Source organism: Mesorhizobium sp. M7A.F.Ca.AU.002.02.1.1 (genome assembly GCF_003998535.1).
GTDB lineage: Bacteria > Pseudomonadota > Alphaproteobacteria > Rhizobiales > Rhizobiaceae > Mesorhizobium > Mesorhizobium ciceri.
The window spans coordinates 1-13234 of record NZ_RZPB01000085.1; the positions used below are offsets into that span (position 1 = coordinate 1).

At 62.8% G+C, this 13234-nt stretch carries 10 protein-coding genes; 6 read left to right on the forward strand and 4 right to left on the reverse strand.

The genetic code is table 11. The annotated features are described in order from the left end of the window. Both EN879_RS08250 and EN879_RS08255 read right to left on the reverse strand, forming a co-directional pair. Window positions 1–846 (reverse strand): aldo/keto reductase (locus EN879_RS08250; RefSeq protein WP_164774340.1); only part of this gene is annotated, 846 nt, incomplete at its 3' end. Between the two features lie 110 nt (window positions 847–956). Next, the gene (locus tag EN879_RS08255) at window positions 957–1619 is read right to left on the reverse strand and encodes a YggS family pyridoxal phosphate-dependent enzyme (RefSeq protein WP_027163466.1); all 663 of its coding nucleotides are present in this window, start codon (window positions 1617–1619) and stop codon (window positions 957–959) included. A gap of 155 nt (window positions 1620–1774) precedes the next feature. Here EN879_RS08255 and leuS point away from each other — a divergent pair, with 155 nt between their 5' ends. From leuS to EN879_RS08270, 3 genes are all read left to right on the forward strand, one after another. Beyond that, window positions 1775–4399 (forward strand): leucine--tRNA ligase, encoded by a 2625-nt coding sequence (gene leuS, locus EN879_RS08260; RefSeq protein ID WP_063169456.1) that lies wholly within the window; start codon window positions 1775–1777, stop codon window positions 4397–4399. Then, a complete protein-coding gene (gene lptE, locus EN879_RS08265; RefSeq protein ID WP_013529029.1) occupies window positions 4386–4964 on the forward strand; it encodes an LPS assembly lipoprotein LptE in 579 nt (192 codons plus the stop codon). Before leuS ends, lptE begins: the two co-directional genes overlap by 14 nt. Before the next feature lie 301 nt (window positions 4965–5265). Continuing rightward, complete coding sequence (locus EN879_RS08270) at window positions 5266–7947, forward strand: DNA translocase FtsK (protein ID WP_063169455.1); 2682 nt, start codon at window positions 5266–5268, stop codon at window positions 7945–7947. A gap of 103 nt (window positions 7948–8050) precedes the next feature. Here the strand turns inward: EN879_RS08270 and EN879_RS08275 are convergent, their stop codons facing one another. Further along, entirely contained in the window at window positions 8051–8434 is a 384-nt protein-coding gene (locus EN879_RS08275) for a hypothetical protein (protein ID WP_127218570.1), read from the reverse strand. Window positions 8435–8779: 345 nt separating this feature from the next. Beyond that, on the reverse strand, window positions 8780–9436 hold the full coding sequence (gene fsa / locus EN879_RS08280) for a fructose-6-phosphate aldolase (protein WP_024504222.1): 657 nt from the start codon (window positions 9434–9436) through the stop codon (window positions 8780–8782). A gap of 90 nt (window positions 9437–9526) precedes the next feature. On the opposite strand from fsa, the gene EN879_RS08285 reads away from it, so the two are divergent. The 3 genes from EN879_RS08285 to EN879_RS08295 all read left to right on the forward strand — a co-directional run bounded on the left by EN879_RS08285 (window position 9527) and on the right by EN879_RS08295 (window position 12951). Further along, a complete protein-coding gene (locus EN879_RS08285) occupies window positions 9527–11710 on the forward strand; it encodes a primosomal protein N' (protein ID WP_063169454.1) in 2184 nt (727 codons plus the stop codon). Between the two features lie 54 nt (window positions 11711–11764). Continuing rightward, window positions 11765–12460: an aspartate/glutamate racemase family protein gene (locus EN879_RS08290; RefSeq protein WP_063169453.1), complete on the forward strand. Its 696-nt coding sequence runs from the start codon at window positions 11765–11767 to the stop codon at window positions 12458–12460. Window positions 12461–12555: 95 nt separating this feature from the next. Further along, the gene (locus EN879_RS08295) at window positions 12556–12951 is read left to right on the forward strand and encodes a DUF4345 family protein (RefSeq protein WP_013529034.1); all 396 of its coding nucleotides are present in this window, start codon (window positions 12556–12558) and stop codon (window positions 12949–12951) included. Window positions 12952–13234: the final 283 nt, after the last annotated feature.

Here is a 13234-nt window from a genome sequence, read left to right on the forward strand (position 1 = left end):
GGCCAGGACATAGCCGAGCGCCACCGTGGCGACGCTCACATCATGTTTTTTGGCTATGTCGCGCATGACGGCAACGGCCGCCCAGGCGCGGTCCTCATTGACCGGCGGGAAGTTGAAGGACGCGCGGCGGCCTTCGCCATTGCCGGGTGCGCCGGGGCCATATTTGCCGGAGAGCAGGCCACCGGCCATCGGCGACCACACCATCAGGCCGAGCTTCTCCTCATTGAGCAGCGGCACGATTTCGCGCTCGAGATCGCGGCCGGCGATCGAATAATAGGACTGCACGGTCTCGAAACGGGCGAAACCCTTGCGCTCGGCGATGCCGAGCGCCTTGGCGATGCGCCATGCCGCCCAGTTGGAGACGCCGACATAGCGGACCTTACCGCTGGCAACGAGATCGTCGAGCGCCCGCAGCGTTTCGTCGATCGGCGTCACGGTGTCGGTGCCGTGCAACTGATAGAGATCGATATGGTCGAGTTGCAACCGCTCCAAGCTGGCATCGACCGAATCCATGATGTGGCCGCGTGACGAGCCGCGCTGGTTGGGGCCTTCACCCATGGCGCCATGCGCCTTGGTGGCGATGACCACATTCTGCCTGTTGACCTTGAGATCCCTGAGCGACTGGCCGAGCAACCGTTCGGATTCGCCAAAGGAGTAGACGTCGGCCGAATCGAAGAAATTGACGCCGGCGGCAAGCGAATGGGCAACGATCTCGTTGACGCCCTTCTGGTCGAGGCTGGCGATCAGGCCCCATTGGGCATTCTGGCCGGCGGCGCCGAAGGTCATGGTGCCGAGGCACAGTTCGGAGACGAACATCCCCGTATTTCCAAGCTGGTTGTAGCGCATGGTGGCGGCTCCAGAGAGTTTGTGACGACCCAAAGCAAATAGGAACGGTACGTTTCGTTTCCAGTCCTGGAGCAACGAGCCTGTCGGATTGGCCCAAAGGCCGTTGCGTCTCAGCGAGTGCCGAAGATCGCCGAACCGACGCGGACGCTGGTGGCGCCGAAGGCGATTGCTGTTTCGTAGTCGCCGGACATGCCCATTGAGAGTTTGGCGACGTCGGCTTCCTTGCTAAGCTTCTCCAACAGCGCAAAATGCGGACCGGGATTCTCGTCGGCCGGCGGGATGCACATCAGGCCTTCGATGGCGAGGCCGTGCACGTCGCGGCAGCGGGCGACGAAGGCCACGGCGTCGCGGGGCTCGATGCCGGCCTTCTGCGGCTCGGAGCCGGTGTTGACCTGGACATAGAGTTTTGGCGCGCGGCCCTGTTTGGCGATCTCCTTGGCGAGTTCGGCGGCGATCTTCTCGCGATCGACCGTCTCGATGACGTCGAACAGTGCTACCGCTTCCCTAGCCTTGTTGGATTGCAGCGGGCCGATCAGATGCAGTTCGATGTCGGGAAATGCGTCCTTCAGATCAGGCCATTTGGCTTGCGCCTCCTGCACCCGGTTCTCGCCGAAGACGCGCTGGCCGGCTTCGATGACCGGGCCGATGTCGGCGGCATCAAAGGTCTTTGAGACCGCGACCAGGATCACGGCGCCGGCTTCGCGGCCGGCCTCGCGTTCGGCGGCGGCGATCTTCGCCTTGACCGCGAAAAATTGCTGAACGGCGTCACCCATATGCAAATCCTGCTGTTTTGACCGGCGTTTTTGTCAGACGCGGTACCCATATGGTTGACGGGTTTGCCAAACCATGGTGAACACCCGGACCACATTCCCTGAACTGCCGAGCCATCGCCCGCAGTTCGCGCATGCTTTTAAGTGAAAAACGTCCCATGGCAACCGAACGATACAATCCGCGCGCGTCAGAGCCCAAATGGCAGAAGGCCTGGGACGCCAAGAAGCTGTTCGAAGCGCACAATGACGATCCGCGCCCGAAATACTACGTGCTGGAGATGTTCCCCTATCCGTCGGGGCGCATCCATATCGGTCATACCCGCAATTACACGATGGGCGACGTGGTGGCGCGCTACAAGCGGGCCAAGGGCTTCAACGTGCTGCACCCGATGGGCTGGGACGCCTTCGGCATGCCGGCCGAAAACGCGGCGATGCAGAATAAGGTCCACCCCAAGGAGTGGACCTACCAGAACATCGCCACCATGCGCGAGCAGCTCAAGGTCATGGGGCTGTCGCTGGACTGGGCGCGCGAATTCGCCACCTGCGACGTCGATTACTACCACCGCCAGCAGATGCTGTTCCTCGACTTTGTCGAGAAGGGGCTGGTGACGCGCAAATCCTCCAAGGTCAACTGGGATCCGGAGGACATGACGGTGCTTGCCAACGAGCAGGTCATCGACGGGCGCGGCTGGCGCTCGGGCGCGCTGGTCGAACAGCGCGAACTGACGCAGTGGTTCTTCAAGATCACCGACTTCGCCCAGGATCTGCTGGATTCGCTCGAAGGCCTCGACGAATGGCCGGAAAAAGTGAAGCTGATGCAGCAGAACTGGATCGGCCGCTCGGAAGGCCTGCTGATCCGTTGGCCTCTGGCCGACGCCTCCGATGGCGAGCATGAGTTGGAAGTCTATACGACAAGGCCCGACACCATCTTCGGCGCTTCCTTCATGGCTGTCGCCGCCGATCATCCGTTGGCCAAGAAGGCCGCTGCGCACAATCCGGCACTGGCGAAGTTCATCGAGGATATCGGCCATATGGGCACCTCGGTGGCGGCGCTGGAGACAGCTGAGAAGAAGGGTTTTGACACCGGCCTCCGCGTCGTCCATCCGTTTGACGACAACTGGACGCTGCCTGTCTATGTCGCCAATTTCGTGCTGATGGAATACGGCACCGGCGCCATTTTCGGCTGCCCGTCCGGCGACCAGCGCGACCTCGACTTCGCCAACAAATACGGCCTGCCGGTGATTCCGGTGGTGATGCCGGAAGGCGAGAATCCGGCGACGTTCCAGATCATCGATGAAGCCTATGTCGATGACGGCGTGATGATCAATTCGCGCTTTCTCAACGGCTTGAAGCCGGATCAGGCTTTCGACGAAGTCGCCAAACTGCTGGAGCAGAAGACGATCGGCAACCGGCCGATGGCCGAGCGCAAGGTGAATTTCCGTCTGCGCGATTGGGGCATTTCGCGCCAGCGCTACTGGGGCTGCCCTATCCCGATGATCCATTGCGAGGCTTGCGGCGTGGTGCCGGTGCCGAAGGCGGACCTGCCGGTGAAGCTGCCCGACGATGTCGATTTCGACCGCCCGGGCAATCCGCTCGACCGTCATCCGACATGGCGGCATGTGAAATGTCCGCAATGCGGCAGGGATGCGCGGCGCGAAACCGACACGATGGACACGTTCGTCGACTCGTCGTGGTATTTTGCCCGCTTCACCGCGCCGTGGGCACATGAACCGACCGATCCCAAGGCGGCCAACGAATGGCTGCCGGTCGACCAGTATATTGGCGGGATCGAGCACGCGATCCTGCATCTGCTCTATTCGCGCTTCTTCACCCGCGCCATGCGCGAGGCCGGCCATGTCGATCTGGCCGAGCCGTTCAAGGGCCTGTTCACGCAAGGCATGGTGGTGCACGAAACCTATCGTGTTGGCTCGGCATCGAACGGCCGCTGGCTGGCGCCCACCGAAGTTCGGCTGGACGACGTTGACGGCAAGCGCAGCGCCATCGAGATCGCCACCGGCGAGACCGTCTCCATCGGCCCGCTGGAAAAGATGTCGAAGTCGAAGAAGAACACTGTGAGCCCGGAAGACATCACCGATGGCTACGGCGCCGATACGGCGCGCTGGTTCATGCTGTCGGATTCGCCTCCCGAGCGCGATGTCGAGTGGACCGACGATGGCGCCGCCGGCGCGCATCGCTTCATCCAGCGCATCTGGCGCCTGGTGTCGACGGCGGCCGAAACACTGGCCGGCATCAAGCCCGTGGCGGCCAGCAGCGGCGAGGCCGCGGTGGTTTCCAAGGCCGCGCACAAGATACTCAAGGCGGTCGGAGAGGATATCGAGAAGCTCGCTTTCAACCGCGCCATCGCCCGCATCTACGAACTGGCCAACGCGCTGACCACGCCGCTTAACGAGGTGGCAGAAGGCAAGGCCGATGCAGCGCTGAAAGGCGCCTGCCGGCAGGCGGTGGAGATTCTCGTGCATCTGATCGCGCCGGTCATGCCGCATCTGGCCGAGGAGTGCTGGGCAACGCTCGGCGGCACCGATCTCGTTGCCGAACGGCCTTGGCCGGTCTTCGATCCGGCGCTGGTCGTCGACAACGAAGTCACCTATCCGGTACAGGTCAACGGCAAGAAGCGGGGGGATTTGACAATTGCCCGCGACGCGGACCAAGGTGCGGTCGAAAAAGCGGTATTGGCTCTCGACTTCGTGCAGAAAGCACTCGAAGGGAAGGCTCCGCGCAAGGTGATCATCGTGCCGCAGAGGATCGTCAATGTCGTTGCCTGATCGGGAAAAGACAGAGTTGAGCCATTTGCTGCGCCGCATGGCGCTTGCCGGCCTGATAGGTTCGCTCGCGCTTGTCTCGGCCTGCACGGTGCGGCCGCTCTATTCGAGCGCGCCACTGTCGGGTTCGCAGGCCAGTGCCAGTGCCGAACTGGCGTTGATCGGCATCAAGCCGGTCAATACGCGTTACGGCCAACAGGTGCGCAACAATCTCATTTTCGGGTTTGGACGAGGCGCCGGCGAGCCGGCCTCGCCGGCCTATTCGCTCAATCTCGGCGTGACCGAAGCGGTCGAGTCCGCGGCACTTGTGCAGGTCGGAACCGACGAAGACGAGCCGACCGCCGGTTCCGTGACGCTGACCGGCAGCTATACGCTGGCCGATGCGAAGACCGGCGTGGTGATCGCATCCGGCAAGCGTTCGATCACCTCGTCCTTCGACAGGCCGCGTCAGGAATTCGCCGCATACCGGGCGCAGATCGACGCCGAGAATCGCGCGGCGCGAGAGTTGGCGGAAGCGCTGCAGCTGTCCATTGCCCAGGACCTTGTCCGGCACGGCAAGACCGGCTAGCGCACCTCATCTGCTTCACGAAAACGGTCTGGCGCCCCAGGCATGACGGGATGATCGTGGGATCATGACCAGATTCCCGAACAGAGCCAGATTCTGAACAGAGATTGGCCGAAGAGACCCATCGGCCTGCTATGGCACAGCGAGTAGATCGCGCCACCGCGGTGGGTGCGGCGAGGCGACGATCGTGCCGCGTCGCTCGCGAAGATTTTGGCGCTCAGGATCGTAGGCGACCCATCCGGGAAGCAACTGTTAACCACTCGCTCCCTATTGCTCGGCAGACATTTCAGAGTGAGTCTTGAGAATGGAAGCCAAGCGTTTTTCCCGGGTCAATTTGTCGACGGCCGCACCGCCTGATGATCCCGAGGGGAAGCGCTTCGAGAGCATCGGCGACAGGGGTGATCAGCGAAGTTCTTCCGCCGCAGGCGCCCTTGATCGTATGGCTCGCAAGGAGCCGGACGGTCGGCAGCCCGCCACACGCCAGGCCGGCTATTCCGCGCCTATGGTCGATCTCGGCGGCAACAAGCGGCCCTATATGGAGCCGCGGAGTGGCTCGGACGACACGCCTTCGAAAATCGGCGATATCGAGAGCCCTGCCTGGCAGGAATATTTCTTCCTTGCACCCAACGTGCGTTTTACACGCACGCCGGATTATGAGGCCAGGAAGCATCATCCGCAGCACGAGCGTGTCGTCGAACACGGCGCGACGCGCCCGGCACAGCAAGCCGTTGCGCAACCCATGGTCGGCAGGGCGTCCTCCGCGCCCTCGCTCCTGGCATTGCCGGCGTCGGTGAAAAGCCCTGCCTCCCAGCCGCAGACCGGGCACGCCACGCAAGGGCCACTGCCGCCGGCTGCTGCTTTTGTCCCGTCCGTGCGCGCCAGGGAGAGGGTGCCAGCCGTTGCGCCGGTGCCGCCGAGGACGGTCGCAACGAGACGGGCATCCGCGCGTGCGTCCGTTGCTCCGGGCGCCCCGATCAAAACCGAAAGGCTGCGCTGGCCCTATCTTTCGGATCATGCCTTCTTCGAGGCTATGGCACCCTATCTGGTCGACGTTTCGCCGCCGGCCCGGCAAACCGGTTCAGCGTCGCCTGCGCCGCTCGCCGCAGCGCCAGTCACCACTATGCCGATCGACATCCGTCCGACGACAGGGACCGATGCCACCGCCTTGTTTCGTGTCATCGACTGCCTGCCGGGCCAGGCCTTGAAGCCGTTGCCGGATGTTTGGCCGGCCAATTCGAACCAGGCCGTCGCCCAACCTGACGTGCCGGCGAGCAATGCGCCGTCGCCGGTCCAGCCTGTCGCAATTCCAGCCGCCAAAAGCGTCGCCGTTTCCGCGCCGGCCGCGCCAAGTGCGAACGTCCCTGCCAAGGCCGTTGGCGCCCGCTCTGCACGCTTGCCTGGGGCTGGAAAGGTCGTGCTGTCAACCGCGGGCGATCCCTATGAGCTTCCCTCGGAAGAGCTGTTGCAGCAGCCACCGGAGGGACAAGGCTTCTACATGTCGCAGGAGCGGCTCGAGCAGAACGCGGATCTGCTGGAAAGCGTGCTCGAAGACTTCGGCGTGCGTGGCGAGATCATTCATGTTCGTCCCGGCCCGGTCGTCACGCTCTATGAATTCGAGCCGGCGCCGGGCGTCAAATCTTCTCGCGTCATCGGGCTTGCCGACGATATCGCCCGCTCCATGTCGGCGATTTCGGCGCGCGTCGCCGTCGTGCCCGGCCGCAACGTCATCGGCATCGAGCTTCCGAACGAGATGCGCGAAACCGTCTATTTCCGGGAACTGATCGAATCCGAGGGCTTCCGCAAGACAAGCTGCAAGCTGGCGCTGTGTCTCGGCAAGACGATCGGGGGTGAGCCGGTCATCGCCGAGCTGGCGAAGATGCCGCATCTGCTCGTGGCCGGAACCACCGGCTCCGGCAAGTCGGTCGCCATCAACACCATGATCCTGTCGTTGCTCTATCGGCTGAAGCCGGAAGAATGCCGGCTGATCATGGTCGATCCCAAAATGCTCGAACTCTCTGTCTATGACGGCATCCCGCATCTTCTGACGCCCGTCGTCACGGATCCCAAGAAAGCCGTCACGGCGCTCAAATGGGCGGTGCGCGAAATGGAGGACCGGTATCGCAAGATGGCGCGGCTCGGTGTGCGCAACATCGACGGCTACAACGAGCGCGCCGCCCAAGCCCGCGACAAGGGCGAAACCGTCGTCATGACGGTGCAGACCGGCTTCGAAAAGGGCACCGGCGAACCGCTTTTCGAACAGCAGGAAGTAGACCTGGCGCCGATGCCCTACATCGTCGTCATCGTCGACGAGATGGCCGACCTGATGATGGTCGCCGGCAAGGAGATCGAAGGCGCCATCCAGCGTTTGGCGCAGATGGCGCGTGCTGCCGGCATCCACCTGATCATGGCAACGCAGCGTCCCTCGGTCGACGTCATCACGGGCACGATCAAGGCCAATTTCCCGACCCGGATTTCCTTCCAGGTGACGTCGAAGATCGACAGCCGCACCATCCTGGGCGAGCAGGGCGCCGAGCAGCTGCTCGGCCAGGGCGACATGCTGCACATGATGGGTGGCGGGCGCATTTCGCGCGTGCATGGGCCGTTTGTCTCCGACGCGGAGGTAGAGCACGTCGTGGCGCATCTCAAGGCGCAGGGCCGGCCTGAATATCTGGAAACCGTGACCGCCGACGAGGATGAGGAAGAAATCGACGAGGACCAGGGCGCGGTCTTCGACAAGGGATCGGTTGCAGCCGAAGACAGCGATGCGATCTACGACGAGGCGGTCAAGGTGGTGGTGCGCGACAAGAAGTGTTCGACCTCCTACATCCAGCGCCGCCTCGGCATCGGCTACAACCGCGCCGCATCCCTGGTCGAGCGTATGGAAAAGGAAGGATTGGTCGGCGCACCCAACCATGTTGGCAAACGCGAAATCATCATGGGCCGGCGCCAGCCGGCGACCGTGCCTGAGGATGACGGCGCGGACTGAGCGACCCCGGCCGTTATGGGATCATGCTTCAGGGGATGCTTCAGCTGCGGGTCAAGCTCGTGAATTCCATCACCTATCCCAGCCTAAACCTTAAGCATCTACACTAGCGGTTAGTGACGGCCTTTCCAATGCTGACGACCACATAGGATAACCAGCCAATGACATGCCCGAAGAAATAGATGCACAGTCCCAAATATGTAAGCAACGCAATCACAAATAGCTTCTCACCTAACGCAACATTCGTCACGAAGCCTTGAGGCAACAGGGCAAGAATCCAACCGAAGTGAAGGCCCCAGCTACACCCCCATTGACCACACGTCCGGTTGGCACTCAGCACCGTTGCGCCAAGCCACACGACCGAAATCACTATGAAACTCACCCACGAATAACGTTTGTCCCGAATGAGGCCGTAGATTGAAAATGCCTTTGCGAAAGCGAGTCCTATTGATGCAAGAACAGAAAAGGCGATTGAGATTAGAAGGCTCATGTTCGACCCAGTAGCTAAAACATCGAAGCTACAGCCAGCACCTTTACAAAGGGTTCGACCAAGTCATCGTTTTTTAAGTTCGTCGAAGGGCATCTCTCTAGCGTGATATCCAGGGTATGCTTCAGCAGCGTGTCGATCTGGTGAACTCGATCAAATATCCTGTTTTGAACTTGTCGCTCTCGATTTCAGCTGGATGCAATGCTGCGATGCAGTAAAGCCAAAAGAGCTAGTGCAAGGCACCCAAAAACAAAGACATGGAAAGTCACCCCACCCGCAGCACATAAAAAAGACCGGTTGCCCGGTCTTTTTTCACTGCAAGCGCATTGGCTTCAGCCGATCGCCATCTCAGCCAATCGATTGGCCGGTCTTGGCCCAGTCGGCGAGGAAGGCGGCGAGGCCCTTGTCGGTCAGCGGATGGTTGACCAGGGCCTTCAGGGTCGCCGGCGGCGCGGTCACGACATCGGCGCCGATGAGTGCCGCCTGCTTGACGTGGTTCACGGTGCGCACCGAGGCGACGAGGATCTCGGTCTGGAAATCGTAATTATCATAGATCTGCCGGATTTCCTGGATCAGCTCCATGCCGTCGATGCCGATGTCGTCGATGCGGCCGACGAAGGGCGAGATGAACGAGGCGCCGGCCTTGGCCGCCAGCAGCGCCTGGTTGGCCGAAAAGCACAGGGTGACGTTGACCAGGCGGTTCATCTCGGTGCGGATCGTCTTGCAAGCCTTGAGACCGTCCAGCGTCAGCGGCACTTTGATGCAGACATTGTCGGCGATCTTGGCCAGAACCTTGGCCTGCTGCATCATCTCGGAATATTCGGTGGCGGTGACTTCAGCCGAAACCGGACCCTTGACGATGTCGCAAATCTGTTTGGTGACCTCGGCGATCTTGCCGCCGGATTTGAGGATCAGCGACGGATTGGTGGTGACGCCGTCGAGCAGCCCCAGATCGTTCAGCTCACGGATATCCTTGACGTCGGCGGTGTCGACAAAAAATTTCATGGCGGGTCTCCTGAAGATTTTCATGTGCATGTCATGCACATTTGGGGTCGGCCTTTGATCTAGACCAAAGTCAGGGCAAGGTCACGCCTCATGATCGAAGATTCGCCCTTTGTCGCAGCCGCACCGGTGCTGGTGCCGATGCCCGCCGAACGCCCCTACACCTACGCCGTGCCGGCCGGCATGCGCGTGGTGCCGGGCTCGATCGTGCGTGTGCCGCTCGGGCCGCGCCAGGTCGCCGGCATCGTCTGGGATGGCGCGGTCGAGAAGGTCGACGCGAAAAAGCTGCGTCCTATCGAACAGGTCTTCGACTGCCCGCCGATCGACCGCGCGATGCGCCGTTTCGTCGACTGGGTGGCGCAGTACACGCTATCGCCGCCCGGCATGGTGGCGCGCATGCTGCTCAGGGCGCCGGAGGCTTTCGACCCCGAACCGTGGATCGAGGGGTTGCAGCGCACGCTTCTCGCACCTGACCGGATGACGGGCGCCAGGCAGCGCGTGCTGGAGACGGCCGAAGGCGGCCTTGCCTGGACGCGCTCCGGCCTCGCTCACGCCGCCGGCGTGTCCTCGACGGTGATCGACGGCCTGAGGGCGCAAGGCGTGTTCGAGACCGTGATGATCCCGCCGCGCCCGGTGGTGGCCGCGCCCGATCCCGGCTACGCTATTCCGGAACTGATGCCGGACCAGGGCGCCGCGGCGCAGATGCTGCGCGCCAATGTCGCAGCCGGCGTGTTCAACGTCGCGCTGCTCGACGGCGTCACCGGATCCGGTAAGACCGAGGTCTATTTCGAGGCTGTGGCGGCTGCGCTCGACCAGGGCAGGCAGGTGCTGATCCTGCTGCCGGAAATCGCGCTGACGCATGCCTTTCTCGAGCGCTTCCAGCAGCGCTTCGGCGCCAAGCCGGGCGAATGGCATTCCGACCTGCCGCCGCGGATGCGCGAGCGGGTTTGGCGGCAAGTGGCGGAGGGCGGCGTGCGGGTCGTCGCCGGCGCGCGCTCGGCGCTGTTCCTGCCGTTCAAGGAGCTCGGCCTTATCGTCGTCGACGAGGAGCACGACCCTGCCTACAAGCAGGAGGACCGCGTCTTCTACAATGCGCGCGACATGGCGGTGGTGCGCGGCCATATCGGCAGCTTCCCCGTGGTGCTGGCGTCGGCGACGCCGTCGGTCGAAAGCCGGGTCAATGCCAGCCAAGGTAAATATAACAGGGCGGTGCTTTCCGCTCGCTTCGCCGAGGCGGCGCTTCCGCATCTGAAGGCGGTCGACATGCGGCGTGCGCCGCCGGCGCGTGGCGGTTTCCTGTCGCCGGTGCTGCTCGACCAGATGCGCCAGACGCTGGAGAGGAAGGAGCAGTCGCTGCTGTTCCTCAACCGGCGCGGCTATGCGCCGCTGACCCTGTGCCGGGTCTGCGGCCATCGTTTCGGCTGCCCGGTCTGCTCGGCCTGGCTGGTCGAGCACCGGTTTCGCGGGCAACTGGTCTGCCATCATTGCGGGCACAATGAGCGCCGCCCCGAAGCCTGCCCGGAATGCGGCACGCTCGATCATCTGGTCGCCTGCGGACCGGGTGTCGAGCGCATCGCCGAAGAGGTCGTGACGCATTTCCCCGACGCGCGCACCATCGTCTTGTCGTCAGACCTGATGGGCGGCGTGCGGCGGCTGCGGCTGGAGCTGGAGGCGATCGCCGACGGCGAGGCCGATATCGTCATCGGCACGCAGCTCGTCGCCAAGGGCCACAATTTCCCTAATATGACCCTGGTCGGCGTCGTCGATGCCGATCTCGGCCTTGCCAACGGCGATCCACGCGCCGCCGAACGCACATTCCAGTTGCTCAGCCAGGTGACAGGCCGCGCCGGCCGCACCGGCAAGAAGAGCCTTGGACTGCTGCAGACCTTCCAGCCCGACCATCCGGTGATGCGGGCGATCGTCTCCGGCGACGCCGAGGCTTTTTACGAGCGCGAGATTGCCGAGCGCGAACGGGCCGCCCTGCCGCCCTTCGGCCGGCTCGCCGGCGTCATCGTCAGCGCGGTGACGCGAGCGGAAGCCGAGGGCCATGCACGCGGCCTGCGCCGCGCAGCACCCGAGGCGTCAGATCTGTTCGTGCTGGGTCCAGCCGAGGCGCCGCTGTCCCTGCTCGGCGGCCGCCACCGCTTCCGCCTGCTGATCCAGGGCGAACGGCGCGCCGACATGCAAGGTTTTATCAGGGCCATGCTGGCCAACGGGCCGAAGCAACGCGGCTCGGTCCGGGTGCAGGTCGACGTCGACCCGCAGAGTTTTTTGTAAGGTTGCGCTTTCAGCGATAGGTTGCCCGCAAGCCAGCGAGATGTGGAAACTCATATGAAGACCCTTGGCCTGCTCGGCGGCATGAGCTGGGAATCGACCGCCATCTACTATCGCCTGCTCAACGAGATCGTGCGCGAACGGCTGGGTGGGCTGCATTCCGCGAAACTGCTTCTGTGGTCGTTCGACTTTGCCGAAATCGCCGAGCGGCAGCATCACGGCGACTGGGACGGTGCCGGCGTGCTCCTCGTAGAAGCGGCGCGCAAGCTTGAGGCCGGCGGCGCGGAAGGTCTGCTTTTGTGCACCAACACCATGCACAAACTGGCCGATCAGGTGCAGGCGTCGGTGTCGATCCCGCTGATCCACATCGCCGATGCCACCGCAGTGGCGGTCAAGCGTGCCGGAATGCAGCGTCCGGCGCTGCTGGCGACGCGCTTCACCATGGAGCAGGATTTCTACAAGGGCCGGCTCGCTGACAGATTTGGCTTGGACCCCGTGGTGCCGGATGCGGCCGGGCGCGACATGGTCCATCGCGTCATCTACGACGAGTTGTGCCAGGGCATGGTCAAGGAGACTTCAAAGGCGGCCTATATCGCCGAGACCGAACGCCTGCGCCGCGAAGAGGCGGCCGACAGCGTCATCATGGGCTGCACCGAGATCACCATGCTCATCGGCCAGCAGGATTTCGACATCCCGGTCTTCGACACGACGCGCATCCATGTCGAGGCGGCTGTGGAATTCGCGCTCGGTTGATGCGCGCTGCCTAAAGTACCTGGACCCATCTGGCGCGGGGGCTTTCCTCCGTTAGAATGCCCGGAATTTCAAAACAGGCATCTCGAGGGGACAAGATGGATTTTGCGCTTCCATGGCCGACGAGCCAGGGCGAATGGCTGGCTTGGTCGAGCGCCGTCTTCACGGTGCTGCTCGGGCTTTTGTTCTTCCTGGCGCCGGGTCTCGCCTTTCGTGCCCTGCGCCTGCAGGTCAAGCCAGAGAAGGCTGCGGCGATCGCCGAGGGGCGCGGCAGGATGTCGGGCTTTTATCTGGGTGTCGGCCTGTGCTGTATCCTGCTGGCGCAGCCGCTGATCTACATGGCGCTTGGCTTCTCCTGGCTGTTCACTGCCTTCGGCCGGCTGCTGTCGATGATGTCTGATGGCGCCAACACGCCTTTCAATTGGGTTTCCATTGTGCTGGAATTGGTCCTGGCGGCGTTGCCGCTCGCCTTCGCCTTCGGCTTTCTGCCCTGAATCATTGGGTATTCCGCGATCGAAGACGGGCGACTTTCGCCGGATGCGACAATAGTGCCTGAAAACCATGCGGAACGACGCATTGCGGTCTTAAAATGCCTGTGCTAGACGGCAATCGACTTTCGGCCGGGGATAGCGGAAGCCGCGCCTCCGTGCTCGAAAAAATGCAGTAAGGTCAAAGATTTAGCCAGAGTTTTTGCTCGCGCCAACAATCTACGGCCTGTCAGACAAGAGAAAAGACGGTCCGTGGCTCAATCGTCATCGCCAATCTCAGGTGTCGCAG